Below are 18,084 nucleotides of genomic sequence, written 5' to 3' on the forward strand. Positions count from 1 at the left end.
GCGGGTCTCCGAAAACAGGCGGCGGATCATAGGCCGTGGCCTGGCGCGCGTCGATTCGCCACGGGGCCTTGACTTAACTTGGTAACCAAGTAGATTTTCCCGCCATGGACGAATTCAAGACACCCGCCCCCAGGGGGCACGCCGCCGACGCCGCGCTGGAAGGCCTGTTCATCGAGATACTCGACGGCCAGCTGGCGCCTGGCGAATCGCTGCCGGCCGAGCGCCTGTTGGCCGAGCGCTACGGCGTCTCGCGCATCACCGTGCGCCAGGCCGTGCACAAGCTGAAGGACATCGGCCTGGTGGAGGTCCGCCAGGGCGGTGCCAGCCGCGTGCTGGACCCGGGCCGGGCCGACGCGCGGATCTTCGAGCTGCTGCTGCGCTGCGCCGCCCGATTGCAGTCCGACGCCGCCTCGCGCCTGTTGCGGGACCTGGCCGAATACCAGCAGCTCTACGCCATCGGCCTGCTGGAGGCGGCCTCGCGCCATGCCACGGACGCAGAGCGGGAGCAGCTGCTGCAGCAGGTCGAGGCGTGCCCGGCCACGCTGGACGCCGCCGAGGCGCAGCGCCTGGAGGATGCGTTCTGGAAACGCATCACCACCCTCGGTCGCAATCGCATCCTGCAGATGGAAATGGCGCTCTGGCAGCGCTGGACCGACGACCGCGACGCCACCGACGACGACCCTGCCGAGCTGCGCTGGTTCTACCTGACCCTGTCCCGCCAGCTGCAGGCGCGCCAGGACCCCGTGCCCTTCTACCTGGCCTCGGTGCGTACCACCTCGGCCTGAACCCGACGACCGCCGGAAGCGGTCGTTTTTTTGCCTCCGGCAACTTGGTTACCAAGTGGAGAACACCATGCGCTATCGACTGCTCGAAACCACGTCCCTGACCCGTCGGCACCTGCTGTGCCTCAGCGGCGCCGCATTGCTCGCTGCCCTCACCCGGACCGGGCGCGCGGCGGTGCCTGGACCTTGCGTCCTGGAGGTGGACGTCGCGGTCATCGGCGCAGGCCTGTCGGGGCTGGTGGCGGCACGACACCTGGCCGACAGCGGCCTGAAGGTGGTGGTACTCGAGGCGCGCGAGCGGGTCGGCGGGCGCACCGTCAACCAGCCGCTGGGCGAGGGTCTGGAGGTGGACGGCGGCGGCCAGTGGGTCGGCGGCGACCAGCCGATGGTGATGGCCCTGGCCGGTGACCTGGGCGTGCCCCTGGTGCCGCAGTACCGCGCGGGGCAGATGGCCGCCCTGCTGGGTGGCGAGCGCTACACCTTCGATGCCGACGAGCCTGCGGGAGATGCCGTGCGCGCGTTGCACCTGCGGCTGCAGGCCATGGCGGAGCAGGTGCCCCTGGAAGCGCCCTGGGCTGCGCCCCATGCCGAGGAATGGGACCGCTGGAGCCTGGCCGCCTGGCTCAGGGCCGAGCGCGCCGACGCCGAGGCGGTCGAGGCGGTGTCCACCACGGTCGCCACCACCCTGAACAGCGCCCCGGAACGGGTCTCGCTCTTGTGGTTCCTGTTCTACCTGCACTCCGCTGGCGGTTTCGCCGCGCTGGACGACCAGGCACAGCAGTTCCGCCTGCAGGGCGGCGCCCAGCGGCTGTCCGTGAACCTGGCGCAGCAGCTCGGGCCCTCGGTGCTGCTGGGCGCGCCGGTGCGACGCATCGAGGGCTGGGACCAGGAGGCGGTCACCCTGGATTGCGCCCTGGGCCGCATCGGTGCCCGCCGCGTGATAGTCGCGATGATGCCCGCCGACATGGCCCGCATCGGCTTCGCCCCGGCGCTGCCGAAAGGTCGCGCCGCCCTGCAGAGGGGCTGGACCGGCGGCAGCGGCATGAAGGTGCACCTGAGCTATGCGCGTCCCTTCTGGCGGGAGGCGCAGCTATCGGGTGCCGGCTTCATCGACACCGCTCTGGTGCAGATGACCTTCGACAGCAGCCCTTCCGACCAGGGCGAGGGCGTGCTGCTGGCCTTCCTCGACCCGGCGCGGGCGGGGAACAACCCCCGCAAGCGCCAGGCCCGGGTGCTGAAGGACCTGGTGCGACTGTTCGGCGAGGAAGCGGGCCGGCCGCTGGCGTACGTGGAGCAGGACTGGAACCGCGAGCCCTGGACCGCCGGCTGCGTATCCCCCCTGCCGCCGGGCCTGCTGAGCCGCCATGGCCGCCACCTGCGTGCCCCGCTGGGCAACCTGCACTGGGCCGGCAGCGAGACATCGCCGGTCTGGTGCGGCTACCTGGAGGGCGCGGTGCGCGCCGGCCGGCGCGCGGCCGAGGAGGTGCTGGCGGCGCTGCGCCCGGCCTGAGTCGCTAGAGGTCGTACTCGATGGCGCCGTCGCTGAGGTCGGAGAGGTCCAGCGGCCGCACGGCGCCCATCCACATCGGGTAGTCGCGGTGGTCGCGCAGGTCGCTGCCGGTGATGGGATGAACCAGCACGTTGAGGCCCGCGCGGTTGAGCGCGAGCCAGGGGATCAGCTCGCCGAACAGCTCGGGGCGGAAGGCCAGCTGGCAGCTCCAGTCCGGGTGCGGGCCGACCGGCTCGCGGTGCAGGCGGCCCATCTTCAGGGGGAAACGGCGCGCGGCCTCTTCGCAGAGTTCGCGCGCCTGCTCGAAGCTTTCGGCATCGTAGTAGACATGGGCGTGGAAGCCCTTGATGCGGGGTTGGGATGCGGCCTGCATGTTCGCCTCTCTCGGGTACCGGCAAGCTCGCATGGTACCCGCAAGCCGAGCGGCTCCGCTCGGGGTTCGCCAGGGGCTGGGCTCAGACGGCGATGCCTTCGCGATGGCGGATCCTCTGCACCGGGTCGGTACCGTCGCCCAGCTCCTGCTGCAGCCATTCGACGAAACAGGCCACCACCCGCGCGCGGCGCTTGCGCTCGGGCAGCACCACGTAATAGCCGAAATCGGAGGTCAGGCTGCCCTCGATCACCCGCGCCAGCAGGCCCTGGTCGATCAGCTCGTCGACCAGGTAGCGCCAGCCGATGGCGACGCCCTGGCCGGCGATGGCGGCCTGCACCAGCAGGGTGTAGTTGTCGAAGCGCAGCGACCCGGAGCCCGGTGGCCGGTCGATGCCCAACCCGCGGAACACCGCCTCCCAGTCGAACCAGCGGGTGCGCACCTCGGGCTTCAGGTGCAGCAGCGGCAGCTGGGCGAGCGCGGCGGCGGGCAGGGGGGCTGGCTGGTCCTTGAGCAGGCGTGGGCTGCAGATCGGGAATACCTCCTCGCGGAACAGCAGCAGCGCATCGCCGTGCTTGAAGCGACCGTCGCCGAAGGCGATGCCGACGTCGATCTCCGAGCGCAGCATGTTCATGGTGCGGTCGCTGGTCACCAGGCTGACGTCGATTTCCGGGTGGGCTTCGTGGAAGCGGTGCAGGCGCGGCATCAGCCAATAGGCGGCGAAGGCGAAGTCGGTGGCCACCTGCAGCACCTCGTGCTGGGTCCGCGCACCGACGGCCTCGAGCCCGAGGTTGATGGCGCGCAGGCCGTCCTGCACATGAACGAAGAGCAGGCGCCCGCTGTCAGTCAGTTCGATGCCGCGGTAGATGCGGTCGAACAGCCGCGTGGCCAGCTGCTTCTCCAGGCGCTGGATCTGCTGGCTCACCGCCGGCTGGGTGGTGCCCAGCTCCACCGCAGCGGCGGTGAAGCTCAGGTGCCGCGCGGCCGCCTCGAACACGCGCAGCAGGTCGAGGGAGAGTTCGGGTTGCAGGTCTGCCATAAGATTCACTTATCCAAGGCATGTGCGCACATGCGGTTTACCGGAGGACTTCCGGGGTTCCATGATCGACGCCAGCACTCTCGCATAAACCGATCGTATGGATGAAGGCCCCATGACCCGCCCCAACATCCTCTTCATCATGGCCGACCAGATGGCGGCGCCGCTGATGCCCTTCCACGGTGGCCTGCCCCTGCACATGCCCCACCTGCAACGCCTGGCGGAACGCGCCGTGGTGTTCGACTCGGCCTACTGCAACAGCCCGCTCTGCGCGCCCTCGCGCTTCACCCTGGTGAGCGGCCAGCTGCCGTCGAAGATCGGTGCCTACGACAACGCGGCCGACTTTCCCGCCGACGTGCCCACCTACGCCCACTACCTGCGCCGCCTCGGCTACCGCACCGCGCTGTCCGGCAAGATGCACTTCTGCGGCCCGGACCAGCTGCACGGCTACGAGCAGCGCCTGACCAGCGACATCTACCCCGCCGACTACGGCTGGGCGGTGAACTGGGACGAGCCTGACGTGCGCCCGAGCTGGTACCACAACATGTCCTCGGTGCTGCAGGCCGGGCCCTGCGTGCGCACCAACCAGCTGGACTTCGACGAGGAGGTGGTGTTCAAGGCCCGCCAGTACCTCTACGACCACGTGCGCGAACAGGCCGGGCGGCCGTTCTGCCTGACGGTGTCGATGACCCACCCCCACGACCCCTACACCATCCCCCGCGCGTACTGGGACCTGTACCGCGAGGCCGACATCCCGCTGCCCTCGGTGCAGTTGGCCCAGCACGAGCAGGACCCGCACTCGCAGCGCCTGCTCAAGGTCATCGACCTGTGGGACAAGCCGCTGCCCGAGTCCAAGGTCATCGATGCCCGCCGCGCCTACTTCGGCGCCTGCAGCTACGTCGACGCGCATATCGGCGCGCTGCTCGCGACGCTGGAGGAGTGCGGCCTGGCCGAGGACACCATCCTGGTGTTCTCGGGCGATCACGGCGACATGCTTGGCGAGCGCGGCCTCTGGTACAAGATGCACTGGTTCGAGATGGCCGCGCGGGTACCGATGCTGGTGCATGCGCCGCGGCGTTTCGCGCCACACCGGGTGAAGGCCTCGGTGTCGACCCTGGACCTGCTGCCGACCCTGGTGGAGCTGGCCGGCGGCACCCTGGACCCGCAGCTGCCACTGGATGGCCGCTCGCTGCTGCCGCACCTGGCGGGCGAGGGTGGGCATGACGAGGTGTTCGGCGAATACATGGCCGAAGGCACCACCAGCCCGCTGATGATGATCCGCCGTGGCCCGTGGAAATTCGTCTATTCGGAGCAGGACCCGCTGCTGCTCTTCAACCTGGAAGGCGACCCTCGCGAGCTGGAGAACCTGGCCGCATCCGCGAGCCACCGCGAGGTGCTCGAGGCCTTCCTCGCCGAAGCCCGGGCGCGCTGGGACATCCCCGCGATCCACCAGGCGACGCTCGCCAGCCAGCGCCGCCGCCGCTTCGTCGCCGGCGCGCTGGAGCAGGGCCGGCTCACCAGCTGGGACCACCAGCCCTGGGTGGACGCCAGCCAGCAGTACATGCGCAACCACATCGACCTCGACGATCTGGAGCGCCGCGCACGTTATCCACAGCCCTGACCAGAGGGGACGAACCCACGGCCGGCCACACCTCCACTCACAAGGAAAAGGCATGAAGACCACCACCACGCTGTTCGCCGCCACGCTGCTCTGCAGCGCCCTGATCGCCACCGCCCACGCCGAGGACGCCCGCTGCGCGACCGTGAAGCTGGGCGACCCGGGCTGGAGCGACATCGCCGTCACCAACGGCGTCGCCCGCCTGCTCCTCGACGGCCTGGGCTACAAGGCCGAGACCCAGACCCTGGCGGTGCCGATCATCTTCGCCGGCCTGCAGAAGGGCCAGGTGGACGTCTTCCTCGGCAACTGGATGCCGGCCCAGCAGAGCAACTACGACAAGTTCGTCGCCACCGGCGAGGTGGACAAGGTGGCGCAGAACCTCGGCGGCACCGAGTACACCCTGGCGGTGCCCACCTACGCCTATGACGCGGGGGTGAAGACCTTCGCCGACCTGGACAAGCACGCCGACAGGTTCAAGCACACCCTCTACGGCATCGCCGCCGGCTCGCCGGCCAACATCTCCATCCAGGACATGATCAAGGGCGATGAATTCGGCCTGGGCGACTGGAAGCTGGTGGAGTCCAGCGAGCAGGCGATGCTGGTGCAGGTGGGCCGCGCGGTGAAGCGCAAGGACTTCGTGGTGTTCCTCGGCTGGACCCCGCACCCGATGAACGTGCAGTACGACATGAAGTACCTCAAGGGCGGCGAGAAGTACTTCGGCGCGAGCGGCACGGTGAACACCCTGGCGCGCAAGGGCTACGCCCAGCAGTGCCCCAACGTCGGCAAGCTGCTGGCCAACCTGGCGTTCACCCAGGAGATGGAGAACGCGGTGATGAACGAAGTGCTGAGCAAGAACGCCGGCAACGACGAGGCGGTGAAGGCCTGGCTCAAGGCCAACCCGCAGGTGGTCGAGGGCTGGCTGCAGGGCGTGACCACCCGCGAGGGCGGCGATGCACTGGCAGCGGTGAAGGCGAAGCTGTGATCCGTGGGGCCGATGGGATGGCCCCCGTCCACAAGAGGTGGCGTATGGTCGCGGCCCATCGCGAAGGAATTCGCCCACCCACACCGCCAACGAGACCGTGCCGCGTCACACGATGAAGATCACCACCCTCTTCCCCTTCCTCGACTGGCTGCCCCGGACCACCGGGCGCAGCCTGGGGCGTGACGCACTGGTAGGCCTGACCGGCGCCATCCTCGCCCTGCCGCAATCCATCGCCTATGCGCTGATCGCCGGGCTGCCGGCCGAATACGGCCTCTACGCCGCCGTGGTGCCGGTGATCATCGCCTGCCTCTGGGGTTCGTCCTGGCACCTGATCGGCGGGCCGACGGCGGCGATCTCCGTGGTGCTGTTCGCCAGCGTCAGCCCCCTGGCCCTGCCGGGCAGCGGCGACTACATCGCCCTGGTGTTGTTGCTGACCTTCCTCGCCGGGCTGTTCCAGTGGCTGCTCGGCGCATTGCGCTTCGGCGCGCTGGCCAACTTCGTCTCGCAATCGGTGGTGATCGGCTTCACCTGCGGCGCGGCACTGGTCATCGCCCTGGGGCAGATCCCCAACCTGCTCGGCCTGCCGAGCCTGGAAGGCCGCGCCACGGCGCTGCAAGGTGCACTGCAACTGGCGGGGCACGTGCGCGAGGTGCACCTGCCTTCGGTGCTGGTGGCGCTGGCGACCCTGGTGGTGACGCTGCTGCTGCGGCGCTTCGCCCCGCGACTGCCGGCCCTGCTGCTGGGGCTGGTGGCGGGCAGCCTGCTGGTGCTGGCACTGCCCGGCAGCATGGCCGGCGTGCCGCTGGTGCCACCTTTCGAGGGCCGCCTGCCGCCGTTCACGGCCTTGCGCTTCGACCTCGACGACATCCTACGCCTGCTGCCTTCGGCGGTGGCCTGCGGGCTGCTCGGCCTGGTCATGAGCCTGTCCATCGCCCGCGCCCTGGCCACCCAGTCGCAGCAGGTGCTGGACGCCAACCGCGAGACCCGCGGCCAGGGCCTGTCCAACCTGGTCGGGGCCTGGTTCTCCGGCTACCTCTCCAGCGGCTCCTTCACCCGCTCGGCGCTGAACCTGCAGGCCGGCGCCCGCTCGCCCCTGGCAGGGGTGTGCTCGGCGCTGTGGGTGGCGCTGTTCGCCCTGGTCGGCGCCGGCCTGATCGCGCATGTCCCGCTGCCGGCGATGGCGGCGAGCATCCTGCTGATCTGCTGGAACCTGATCGATGTGCCGGGCATGCGCCAGCTGTGGCGGGTGAGCCGGGCGGAGTTCGTGGTGATGGCGCTGACGGCCCTCGCCACCCTGGTGCTGGAGCTGCAGACGGCGATCTATGCGGGGGTACTGGCGTCGCTGTTCTTCTACCTCAAGCGCACCTCGCGGCCGCGCGTGTTGCAATCGGGTGACGCCGAGGAGGAGGTGCTGCGCATCGAGGGCTCGATCTTCTTCGGCGCCTGCCCCTACGTGCAGCGGCTGATCCAGCGCAGCCTGGGCAAGCGCCTGGTGCTGGACGCCCACCACATCAACTTCATCGACTTCGCCGGGGTGAGCCTGCTGCACAACGAGGCCCGTCGCCTGCACGGGCAGGGCCGCACCCTGGTGCTGCGCCACGCCCGGCCCCACGTGGAGCGCGAGCTGCGCAAGCTGGAAGACGAGCACAGCCGCCTGGTGATCGAGGGATAGGACGGGCGCGGCAGCATGGGTTTCGCTGCGCTCTAGCCATCCTACGCCCGGGACGATCCACTCATCCCTGGGCGAGCAGCCGGCGCAGTTCGGCGAGGACCGGCGCCGTTTCCGGGCGCACGCCGCGCCAGAGCAGGAAGGCTTCGGCCGCCTGCTCCACCAGCATGCCCAGGCCATCGATGGTGCGCGCGGCGCCCTGCTCCTGGGCCCAGCGGTTGAAGGCGGTGGCCTGCGCGCCGTACATCATGTCGTAGCAGGCCGTATGGCCGGCCTCGATCAGGCTTGGCGAGATGGGCGGCAGCTCGCCGGCGAGGCTGGCGGAAGTGCCGTTGACGATCAGGTCCACCGGCTCTTCCAGCCAGTCGAAACCACTGGCCAGCACCGGGCCCAGGTCGGCGAACTCACGGGCCAACTGCTCGGCCTTCTCCACCGTGCGGTTGGCGATCACCACCGCGGCCGGGCGCTGGGCCAGCAGGGGTTCGAGCACGCCGCGCACGGCACCACCGGCGCCGAGCAGGAGGATGCGCTGGCCGGCGAGCTCGAGCCCGGCATTGCGCATCAGGTCGCCCACCAGGCCGGCGCCGTCGGTGTTGTCGCCCAGCAGGCTGCCGTCCTCCAGGCGCTTGAGGGTGTTCACCGCGCCAGCGCGACGGGCGCGCTCGCTGAGGCTGTCGGCCATCTGGAAGGCCTGCTCCTTGAAGGGCACGGTGACGTTGCCGCCCAGGCCCTGCACGAAGAAGGCGCGGGCGAAACTGGTGAAGTCGTCCAGGGGCGCCAGCAAGGCCTCGTACTCCAGCGCCTGGCCGGTCTGCGCGGCGAACAGGCGGTGGATCAGCGGCGACTTGCTGTGGCCGATGGGGTTGCCGAAGACGGCGTAGCGATCCATCAGAGCCCCGCCTCCTCGAGCCAGTTACGGTCCTGGAGGAAGTATTCCGTCAGGCGCGCTTCCTCGCTGCCCGGCTCGGGCTTCCAGTCGTAGCCCCAGCGCACCTGGGGCGGCAGGGACATGAGGATGGATTCGGTGCGCCCGCCCGATTGCAGGCCGAACAGGGTGCCGCGGTCGAACACCAGGTTGAACTCCACGTAGCGACCGCGACGGAAGGCCTGGAACTCGCGCTGCTGCTCGGTGAAGGGGGTGTGGCGGCGCTTGCGCACGATGGGCAGGTAGGCCTGGATGTAGGCGTCGCCGATGGCACGCATGAAGGCGAAGCTGGTGTCGAAGTCCCACTGGTTCAGGTCGTCGAAGAACAGGCCGCCGATGCCGCGCGGTTCGTTGCGGTGCTTGAGGTGGAAGTAGCGGTCGCACCATTCCTTGTAGCGCGGGTAGACGTCCGCGCCGAAGGGGGCGCAGGCGTCGCGGGCGACCTGGTGCCAGAGCACGCAGTCTTCCTCATGGGCGTAGTAGGGGGTCAGGTCGAAGCCGCCGCCGAACCACCAGACCGGCTCCTCGCCTTCCTTCTCGGCGATGAAGAAACGCACGTTGGCGTGGGATGTGGGGATGTGCGGGTTCTCCGGGTGGATCACCAGGGACACGCCGAGGGCCTGGAAGCCGCGGCCGGCCAGCTCCGGGCGATGGGCGCTGGCCGAGGGCGGCAGGCTGCTGCCGAACACATGAGAGAAGTTGACCCCGCCCTTTTCGATCAGCTTGCCGTTCTCCAGCACGCGGGTGCGGCCGCCACCGCCGGCGGGGCGTTCCCAGGCGTCCTCGACGAAGCCGGCGCCGCCGTCCTCGGCTGCCAGTTCGGCACAGATACGGTCTTGCAGATCGAGCAGGTAGGCCTTCACGGCCTCAATGTGTTTACTCACGTCGAATGCACCTTGGATCGGCTTGCGCGCCGCAGGACGGGGCTTGCAGGGAAAAAAGAGGGCGCAAGCATACCACCGCGAAGGACTCGCGGTGGCTTGACGCCGATCAAGCGGGAGGCTTGGATTGAGGCTTTTCCCCGAGCAGGAGAGTCGACCATGGCCAGGCGTGTGCAGTTTTCCCAGTACGGCGGTCCCGAGGTGCTCGAACTGGTGGAGGCGCCGGTCGCCGAACCCGGCCCTGGCCAGGTGCGGGTGCGCAACCACGCCATCGGCCTCAACTTCATCGAGACCTATTTCCGCAGCGGGCTCTACCCGGCGGCGTCGCTGCCCTCCGGGCTGGGCAACGAGGGCGCGGGCGAGGTGGATGCCGTGGGCGCGGGTGTCGAGCACCTGAAGGTGGGCGACCGGGTCGGCTATGGCACCGGTCCCCTGGGCGCCTACGGCGAATACCACGTGCTGCCGGCGGCCAACCTGGTGAAGCTGCCCGACGCCATCGGCTACGAGCAGGCCGCTGCGGTGATGCTCAAGGGCCTGACGGTGCAGTACCTGCTGCGCCAGACCCACGCGCTGAAGGCCGGCGAGACGGTGCTGTTCCATGCCGCCGCCGGCGGTGTCGGCTCCATCGCCTGCCAATGGGCCAAGGCCATCGGCGCGCGCCTGATCGGGGTCGCCGGTTCCGCCGAGAAGGCCGAGCGTGCCAGGGCCCTGGGCGCCTGGGCATGCATCGACAGCAGCCGCGAGAACGTGGTGCAACGGGTGCTGGAGCTCACCGAGGGGCGCAAGTGCCCGGTGGTCTATGACTCGGTGGGCAAGGACACCTGGGAGACCTCGCTGGATTGCGTGGCCCCGCGCGGCCTGCTGGTGAGCTTCGGCAACGCCTCGGGGGCGGTCACCGGGGTCAACCTCGGGGTGCTGGCGCAGAAGGGGTCGATCTACGTGACCCGGCCCACCCTGGGCAGCTACGCCGACACGCCGGCGAACCTGCAGGCCATGGCCGACGAGCTGTTCGGGATGATCGCCAGCGGCGCACTGAAGGTGGAGATCGGCCAGCGCTATGCCCTGGCCGACATCGCCCGCGCCCACGCTGACCTGGCGGGCCGGCGCACCAGCGGTTCGAGCGTGCTGCTGCCCTGATCAGGAGGCGCGCACGACCCGCCCGGTGACCAGGTCGCGGATGGTGCTGGGGTTGCGGCGCCCACCGAGGGCGCCCACCAGCACGGCATCCAGCTCGCCGGGGAAGTACTGCTGCACGCGCAGGCGCGATACGGCGGAAGGCCGTCCGGCGGGGTTGGCGGAGGTGGAGACCAGTGGGCCGACCTCGGCGCACAGGCGGCACACCAGGGGGTGGTCGCTGACGCGCAGGGCGACGCTGTCGTGCTTGCCGGTGATCCACTCCGGCAGCAGGTTCTGGTGCGGCACCAGCCAGGTGTTGGGTCCGGGCCAGGAGGCGGCCAGCGTCTCCTTCCAGGCATCGGGCAGGCCATCGAGGAGGAAGTCGAACTGCTCGATGTCGTCGGCCACCAGGATCAGCCCCTTCTCCACGGGGCGCGCCTTGAGCGCCAGCAGGCGATAGACGGCCTCTTCGTTCCAGGGGTCGCAGCCGAGCCCCCAGACGGCCTCCGTCGGATAGGCGATCACACCGCCGCCCCGTACCACCCGCGCCACTTGCCGAACCTGCCAGTTGCTGACCATTGCCCACTCCCGGAAAAACGATGGCGCGAGTGTACAGGCCTCAACCGCGCCGATGAACCCAGAGCCCGGCGTCACGGGCGATGCAGCCATCGAGCTCCAGGTCGGTGAGCGCGGCCAGTACGCGGGGCAGCTCCCAGCCGCTGGCGGCAGCCAGGGCCTCGCTGCTGTAGGGCGCGGCGCGCAGCAGGTCGAGCAGCGGGTGGTCATGCAGCTGGGCACCCGGCTCGGCGGGATCGGGGGCGAGCGCCTGCCAGCCACGCAGGGCCTCGAGCACGTGGCCGACGGTTTCCACCAGCGTGGCGCCGTCGCGGATCAACTGGTGGCAGCCACGCGCCCCGGGATGATGGATGGAACCTGGGATGGCATAGACCTCGCGGCCCTGCTCGGCGGCCAGGCGCGCGGTGATCAGCGAGCCGCTGGCCGGGCTGGCCTCGACCACGAGAACGCCCACGGAGAGCCCGCTGATGATGCGGTTGCGGCGGGGAAAGTTGCTGGCCTGGGGCGCACAGTCCAGCGGCAGCTCGGAAACCAGCGCGCCACCGCCGGCGACTATCGCGTCGGCCAGGCCCTTGTGCCGGCTCGGGTAGATGCGCTCCAGGCCCGTGCCGAGCACGGCGACCGTGTGCCCGCCGGCATCCAGCGCGCCCTGGTGGGCGGCGCCGTCGATCCCGAGGGCGAGGCCGCTGGTGATGCAGAAGCCGCCGGCCGCGAGGCTGCGGGCGAAGGCATGGGCGCTGTCCAGCCCGGCCCGCGAGGCGCGACGGCTGCCGACCATCGCCAGTTGCGGACGCTCGAGCAACGTGGGGTCGCCGCGCACGAACAGCAGCGGCGGCGCGTCGGGCAGCTCGGCGAGCAGGGCGGGGTAGCGGGGGTCGTCCCACATCAGCAGGTGGTTGTCCGTCGCCTCCAGCCAGGCCAGTGACCGGGCGGCGCAGGTGCGCACCTCTTCACTGCGTCGAGGGCCGGCGCAGGTGTCGGGCAGGCGCAATGAACGCCAGGCGGCGGCCGGGGCGCTGAGGGCGGCGGAGGCGCTGCCGAAGGCGTCGATCAGGATGCGGAAGCGGCGAGGCCCGAGTTCGGGGAGGCTGTGCAGACGGAGGCGGGCTTCGACTTCGGCCGGGGAGGGGGGCGGCATGGGGATCGTCCTTGACCAGCGCCGCGCAGGGCGGCAGGCCGCCCTGTATACAACAAGCCCCCGTAGGACGGGGGCTTGGTTTGCTTAGGGATTGTGCACCTTGTCCATCACCGCCAGCTGTCGGCTGGCCGCCAGGACCAGCCCGTAGCTGAGCTTGTCGTAGGTGCGGAACACCATCAGCAGGCCGGCGCGTTCGTCGGGGATCTTCACCGATTCGCCGGTGATGCGATCACGCACGGTCTCGCCGGTCTTGTAGACCGCCAGCACGTTGCCTTCTACCAGGCCGTCGCGCTTGCCCTTGTTGATGGTCACCACGTCGAACTGGCCGATCTGGTTCACGCCACGCGGCACATCGAGGATCAGGCCCTTGACGTCGGTGGTCGGCGAGCTGGGCATGAAGGTGGAGTTCACCGAGCGCTGTTCGGTCGGGAACAGGCGGTCGCCCAGGCGGACTTCCTGGGTCGAGCGGGTGAGGGTCATGGTCGCCACGTCGCCTTCCTGGGCGACCAGGTCACCGCCACCGATATCGTCGGCGTTGATGCCGAGGAATTCCTTGGTATCGGGATCGATGTAGGTCTTGCCCTGGCGGAAGATGCCGTAGGTGGGGTTCTGCTCGTCGAAGCTGCCGCGCGCATAGACGCGATCGCCCGCGCCGCTGACAACGCGCTCGGCGTTGCCGGCGACGATGTAGGGAGCGCCATTGAACTGCTCGGGCGTGTCGACGATGCGGTTGCTCAGCAGGAAGCTGTTGATGGCTTCCAGCGGGATGGTCGGAATGGCTTCGGCCATCGGCGTGCTGCGCACCTGGGGCGACAGCTTGATGGTGCCGCGGGAGGCGCCGCGATCGAGCATCAGGCGCGGCTGTCCGTCGACGTAGACGAGGCTCAGGGTGTCGCCCGGGTAGATCAGGTGCGGGTTCTCGATCTGCGGGTTGGCGTGCCAGATTTCCGGCCACTTCCAGGGTTCGCGCAGGAACTTGCCCGAGATATCCCAGAGGGTATCCCCGCGCACTACCGTGTAGTGCTCCGGGTGGCCATCCTTGAGTTCCACCGCAGCCTGTGCCAACCCACTGGCAGCAAGGAGCAGCAGGGCGAGTAGTGATTTCCTCATGCGGTGAATCCCTTTATTATGTGCGTTCACGCGAAACGGCCTGAAAGCCGCCCCAACCGGGCTTTGCAGGCGTTTTTCAATGCTGCTCATCATCTTAGCAGCGGATTTTGACTTTATTCTACAAGTGCATCACAAACGCATATGGCGATCCTGAACATCCTCGAATTTCCCGATCCACGCCTGCGTACCATCGCCAAACCGGTGGACGTGGTGGACGACGCTGTGCGCCAGTTGATCGACGACATGTTCGAAACCATGTACGACGCACCGGGCATCGGCCTCGCTGCCACCCAGGTCAACGTGCACAAGCGTGTGGTGGTGATGGACCTGTCCGAAGACAAGTCCGAGCCCATGGTCTTCATCAACCCCGAGTTCGAATCCCTGACCGACGAGATGGACCAGTACCAGGAAGGCTGCCTGTCGGTGCCGGGCTTCTACGAGAACGTCGACCGCCCGCAGAAGGTGCGAATCAAGGCCCTGGACCGCGACGGCAAGCCCTACGAACTGATTGCCGAGGGGCTGCTCGCGGTGTGCATCCAGCACGAATGCGACCACCTCAACGGCAAGCTGTTCGTCGATTACCTGTCGACGCTCAAGCGTGACCGGATCAAGAAGAAGCTGGAAAAGCAGCACCGCCAGCAGGCTTGATCGCCGAACCCCAAAGGCTTGCTCCGGCAAGCCTTTTTCTTTTTCAGAGTGACCAAGTGAGCCCCGCATGACCCAAGCCCTGCGCCTCGTCTTCGCCGGCACCCCGGAATTCGCCGCCGAGCACCTCAAGGCCCTGCTCGATACGCCGCACAGCATCGTCGCCGTCTACACCCAGCCGGATCGCCCGGCGGGCCGTGGCCAGAAGCTGATGCCGAGCCCGGTCAAGCAGCTCGCCCTGCAGCACGGCATTCCCGTCCTGCAGCCGCCGACCCTGCGCGATGCCGACGCCCAGGCCGAGCTCAAGGCCCTCGGTGCCGACCTGATGGTGGTGGTCGCCTACGGCCTGATCCTGCCGCAGGTGGTGCTCGACACCCCGCGCCTCGGCTGCATCAACAGCCATGCCTCCCTGCTGCCGCGCTGGCGGGGCGCCGCGCCGATCCAGCGCGCGGTGCAGGCCGGCGATGCCGAGAGCGGCGTGACCGTGATGCAGATGGAAGCGGGCCTGGACACCGGGCCGATGCTGCTCAAGGTGGTCACCCCGATCACCGCCGAAGACACCGGCGGCACCCTCCACGACCGTCTCGCCAGCCTTGGCCCGCAGGCCGTGGTGCAGGCCATCGCCCAGCTCGCCGCCGGCACCCTGGTGGGCGAAGTGCAGGACGATGCCCTGGCCACCTACGCGCACAAGCTGAACAAGGACGAGGCGCGCCTCGACTGGAGCCGCCCCGCCGATGAGCTGGAGCGCCTGGTTCGCGCCTTCAACCCCTGGCCGATCTGCCACAGCACCCTCGGCGGCGAGCCGCTGAAGGTACTCGCCGCGCAGCTCGCCGACGGCAGCGGCCAGCCCGGTCAGATTCTCGCCGCCAGCAAGGATGGCCTGACCGTGGCCTGTGGCAGCGGCGCCCTGCGCCTGACCCGCCTGCAACTGCCGGGCGGCAAGCCGCTGGCCTTCGCCGACCTGTTCAACAGCCGCCGCGAGCAGTTCGCCGCCGGCCAGGTGCTCGGCGCATGAACCCACGTCTCGCCGCGGCCCGCGCGCTGACCGCCGTCCTCTCCGGCAAGGCCTCGCTGGGCGGCAGCCTGCCCGCGCAGCTGGACAAGGTCGACCCGCGCGATCGCGGCCTCGCCCAGGACCTGGCCTTCGGCGCCGCACGCTGGCAGCCCCGCCTCTCGGCCCTGGCCGAGCGCCTGCTGCAAAAGCCCTTCAAGGCCGCCGACAAGGACGTGGAAGCACTGCTGCTGGTCGGCCTCTACCAGCTGTTCTACAGCCGCATCCCTGCCCATGCCGCCATCGGTGAAACCGTGGGTGCCGCCGAGAAGCTGAAGAAGCCCTGGGCCAAGGGTCTGCTCAACGCCGTTCTGCGCAATGCGCAACGCGATGGCGAGGCGATCTTCGCCGAGCTGGAGCGCGACCCGATGGTGCGCACCGCCCACCCGCGCTGGCTGCAGAAGGCACTCAAGGCCGCCTGGCCCGAGCATTGGGAAGCCATCTGCGCCGCCAACAACGCCCATCCGCCGCTGATCCTGCGGGTCAACCGCCGCCATGGCGAGCGCGATGCCTACCTCGCCGAGCTGCGCGCTGCGGGCATCGAAGCCGAGCCCTGCGAATTTAGCCGCGACGGCATCCGCCTGATCGAAGCGCGTGACGTGAAGACCCTGCCCGGCTTCGCCGAAGGCCGCGTCAGCGTGCAGGACGAAGCCGCGCAACTGGCCGCCGACCTGCTCGAACTCGCCCCCGGCCAGCGCGTGCTCGACGCCTGCTGCGCCCCCGGCGGCAAGACCTGCCACCTGCTGGAAGCCGAACCCGGCCTGGCCGGCGTGGTGGCCGTCGACCTGGAGGAAAGCCGCCTGGCACGGGTGCGCGAGAACCTCCAGCGCCTCGGCCTGCACGCCACGCTGATCGCCGCCGATGGCCGCGACACCGGCGCCTGGTGGGACGGCAAGCCGTTCCAGCGCATCCTCCTCGACGCACCCTGCTCGGCCACCGGCGTGATCCGCCGCCATCCGGACATCAAGCTGACCCGCCAGGCCGAGGACATACCCGCCCTGGCGCAGCTGCAGGGCGAGCTGCTCGATGCCCTCTGGCCGACCCTGGAGGTCGGCGGCATCCTCGTCTACGCCACCTGCTCCACGCTGCCGATGGAGAACAGCGAGAACATCGCCGCCTTCCTCGAGCGCACCCCTGGCGCGCGCGAACTGGACATCGCCGGCACCTTCGGCCTCAAGCAGCCCCACGGGCGCCAGTTGCTGGCCCGGGAAGACGGCCACGACGGCTTCTACTATGCCAAGCTGATAAAAATCGCCGCCTCACCACGCGGCTAACGGAGCGATCAGTGAAGATCATCATCCTCGGTGCGGGACAGGTCGGCGGCACGCTCGCCGAACACCTCTCCGGCGAAGCCAACGACATCACGGTGGTGGACACCGACGGCGACCGCCTGCGCGACCTCGGCGACCGCCTCGACATCCGCACCGTACAGGGGCGGGGTTCCTTCCCCACCGTGCTGCGCCAGGCCGGCGCCGACGACGCCGACATGCTGGTGGCGGTGACCAACAGCGACGAGGTGAACATGGTGGCCTGCCAGGTCGCCTACACCCTGTTCCATACGCCGACCAAGATCGCCCGCGTGCGCGAGGCGGCCTACCTGACCCGCGCCGGGCTGTTCGACAACGAGGCCATCCCGGTCGACGTGCTGATCAGTCCCGAGCAGGTGGTCACCAACTACATCAAGCGCCTGATCGAGTACCCCGGCGCACTGCAGGTGATCGACTTCGCCGAGGGCAAGGCCCAACTGGTGGGCGTCAAGGCCTACTACGGCGGCCCGCTGGTGGGGCAGGAGCTGCGCCAGTTGCGCCAGCACATGCCCAACGTCGACACCCGCGTCGCCGCGATCTTCCGTCGCAACCGCCCGATCACGCCCCAGGGCGACACGGTGATCGAGGCCGACGACGAGGTGTTCTTCATCGCCGCCAAGGCGCACATCCGTGCGGTGATGAGCGAGATGCGCCGCCTGGAGGACAGCTACAAGCGCGTGGTCATCGCCGGCGGCGGCCACATCGGCGAGCGCCTGGCGGAGGCCATCGAGAGCCGCTACCAGGTGAAGATCATCGAGATGAACCCGGCCCGCTGCCGCTACCTCTCCGACACCCTCGACAGCACCGTGGTGCTTCAGGGCAGCGCCTCGGACCGCGACCTGCTGGTGGAGGAGAACATCAACGAGGCCGACATCTTCCTGGCGCTGACCAACGACGACGAGGCCAACATCATGTCCTCGCTGCTGGCCAAGCGCCTGGGCGCACGCAAGGTGATGACCATCATCAACAACCCCGCCTACGTTGACCTGGTGCAGGGCGGCGACATCGACATCGCCATCAGCCCGCAGCTGGCCACCATCGGCACCCTGCTGACCCACGTGCGCCGCGGCGACATCGTCAGCGTGCACTCCCTGCGCCGCGGGGCGGCCGAAGCCATCGAAGCCATCGCCCATGGCGACGCCAAGTCGAGCAAGGTGGTGGGCCGCATGATCGAGGACATCGCCTTGCCGCCGGGCACCACCATCGGCGCCATCATCCGCAACGACGAGGTGCTGATCGCCCACGACGATACGGTGATCGAGTCCGGCGACCATGTGATCCTGTTCCTCGTCGACAAGAAATACATCCGCGACGCCGAGCGTCTGTTCCAGGTGGGCCTCACCTTCTTCTGAGGCCTGCCCGCCGGAT

Annotated in this window: 17 protein-coding genes; 10 read left to right on the forward strand and 7 right to left on the reverse strand. The window is 69.2% G+C overall.

From position 1 onward, the window contains the following. Positions 1-104 precede the first annotated feature (104 nt). On the forward strand, positions 105-785 hold the full coding sequence (locus ACYJSS_RS23710; protein WP_236205091.1) for a FadR/GntR family transcriptional regulator: 681 nt from the start codon (positions 105-107) through the stop codon (positions 783-785). 67 nt (positions 786-852) lie between these two features. Next, complete coding sequence (locus tag ACYJSS_RS23715; protein WP_236205092.1) at positions 853-2,292, forward strand: flavin monoamine oxidase family protein; 1,440 nt, start codon at positions 853-855, stop codon at positions 2,290-2,292. A gap of 4 nt (positions 2,293-2,296) precedes the next feature. Here the strand turns inward: ACYJSS_RS23715 and ACYJSS_RS23720 are convergent, their stop codons facing one another. Then, positions 2,297-2,665 (reverse strand): DOPA 4,5-dioxygenase family protein, encoded by a 369-nt coding sequence (locus ACYJSS_RS23720; protein ID WP_111259262.1) that lies wholly within the window; start codon positions 2,663-2,665, stop codon positions 2,297-2,299. An 82-nt stretch (positions 2,666-2,747) separates the two neighbouring features. After that, positions 2,748-3,701 (reverse strand): choline sulfate utilization transcriptional regulator, encoded by a 954-nt coding sequence (locus tag ACYJSS_RS23725; protein WP_236205093.1) that lies wholly within the window; start codon positions 3,699-3,701, stop codon positions 2,748-2,750. Between the two features lie 112 nt (positions 3,702-3,813). On the opposite strand from ACYJSS_RS23725, the gene betC reads away from it, so the two are divergent. The 3 genes from betC to ACYJSS_RS23740 all read left to right on the forward strand — a co-directional run bounded on the left by betC (position 3,814) and on the right by ACYJSS_RS23740 (position 7,970). Continuing rightward, the gene (gene betC / locus ACYJSS_RS23730; protein ID WP_236205094.1) at positions 3,814-5,319 is read left to right on the forward strand and encodes a choline-sulfatase; all 1,506 of its coding nucleotides are present in this window, start codon (positions 3,814-3,816) and stop codon (positions 5,317-5,319) included. Between the two features lie 52 nt (positions 5,320-5,371). Continuing rightward, on the forward strand, positions 5,372-6,298 hold the full coding sequence (gene choX / locus ACYJSS_RS23735; RefSeq protein ID WP_236205095.1) for a choline ABC transporter substrate-binding protein: 927 nt from the start codon (positions 5,372-5,374) through the stop codon (positions 6,296-6,298). A gap of 112 nt (positions 6,299-6,410) precedes the next feature. Further along, positions 6,411-7,970: a SulP family inorganic anion transporter gene (locus ACYJSS_RS23740; protein ID WP_236205096.1), complete on the forward strand. Its 1,560-nt coding sequence runs from the start codon at positions 6,411-6,413 to the stop codon at positions 7,968-7,970. A 61-nt stretch (positions 7,971-8,031) separates the two neighbouring features. Here the strand turns inward: ACYJSS_RS23740 and aroE are convergent, their stop codons facing one another. After that, positions 8,032-8,856, reverse strand: a complete 825-nt coding sequence (aroE, locus tag ACYJSS_RS23745) for a shikimate dehydrogenase (protein WP_236205097.1) — start codon at positions 8,854-8,856, stop codon at positions 8,032-8,034. Beyond that, on the reverse strand, positions 8,856-9,776 hold the full coding sequence (hemF, locus tag ACYJSS_RS23750) for an oxygen-dependent coproporphyrinogen oxidase (RefSeq protein WP_111259256.1): 921 nt from the start codon (positions 9,774-9,776) through the stop codon (positions 8,856-8,858). Before hemF ends, aroE begins: the two co-directional genes overlap by 1 nt. 156 nt (positions 9,777-9,932) lie before the next feature. On the opposite strand from hemF, the gene ACYJSS_RS23755 reads away from it, so the two are divergent. Beyond that, the gene (locus ACYJSS_RS23755; RefSeq protein WP_111259255.1) at positions 9,933-10,910 is read left to right on the forward strand and encodes a quinone oxidoreductase family protein; all 978 of its coding nucleotides are present in this window, start codon (positions 9,933-9,935) and stop codon (positions 10,908-10,910) included. Here the strand turns inward: ACYJSS_RS23755 and ACYJSS_RS23760 are convergent, their stop codons facing one another. The 3 genes from ACYJSS_RS23760 to ACYJSS_RS23770 form a co-directional block, all read right to left on the reverse strand. Next, a complete protein-coding gene (locus tag ACYJSS_RS23760) occupies positions 10,911-11,468 on the reverse strand; it encodes an L-threonylcarbamoyladenylate synthase (protein ID WP_111259254.1) in 558 nt (185 codons plus the stop codon). A gap of 40 nt (positions 11,469-11,508) precedes the next feature. Further along, positions 11,509-12,603 (reverse strand): DNA-processing protein DprA, encoded by a 1,095-nt coding sequence (gene dprA / locus ACYJSS_RS23765; protein WP_236205098.1) that lies wholly within the window; start codon positions 12,601-12,603, stop codon positions 11,509-11,511. 84 nt (positions 12,604-12,687) lie between these two features. After that, a complete protein-coding gene (locus ACYJSS_RS23770) occupies positions 12,688-13,713 on the reverse strand; it encodes a LysM peptidoglycan-binding domain-containing protein (protein WP_111259252.1) in 1,026 nt (341 codons plus the stop codon). Between the two features lie 141 nt (positions 13,714-13,854). Here ACYJSS_RS23770 and def point away from each other — a divergent pair, with 141 nt between their 5' ends. The 4 genes from def to trkA all read left to right on the forward strand — a co-directional run bounded on the left by def (position 13,855) and on the right by trkA (position 18,068). Beyond that, positions 13,855-14,361, forward strand: coding sequence for a peptide deformylase (gene def, locus ACYJSS_RS23775; RefSeq protein ID WP_043241851.1), 507 nt, complete (start codon positions 13,855-13,857; stop codon positions 14,359-14,361). Between the two features lie 67 nt (positions 14,362-14,428). Beyond that, positions 14,429-15,373: a methionyl-tRNA formyltransferase gene (gene fmt / locus ACYJSS_RS23780; protein ID WP_111259251.1), complete on the forward strand. Its 945-nt coding sequence runs from the start codon at positions 14,429-14,431 to the stop codon at positions 15,371-15,373. Then, the gene (rsmB, locus tag ACYJSS_RS23785) at positions 15,370-16,683 is read left to right on the forward strand and encodes a 16S rRNA (cytosine(967)-C(5))-methyltransferase RsmB (RefSeq protein ID WP_236205099.1); all 1,314 of its coding nucleotides are present in this window, start codon (positions 15,370-15,372) and stop codon (positions 16,681-16,683) included. The genes fmt and rsmB overlap by 4 nt, the downstream gene beginning before the upstream one ends. An 11-nt stretch (positions 16,684-16,694) precedes the next feature. Next, on the forward strand, positions 16,695-18,068 hold the full coding sequence (gene trkA, locus ACYJSS_RS23790) for a Trk system potassium transporter TrkA (RefSeq protein WP_111259249.1): 1,374 nt from the start codon (positions 16,695-16,697) through the stop codon (positions 18,066-18,068). Positions 18,069-18,084 lie beyond the last annotated feature (16 nt).

This window comes from Pseudomonas sp. No.21, from assembly GCF_054558415.1.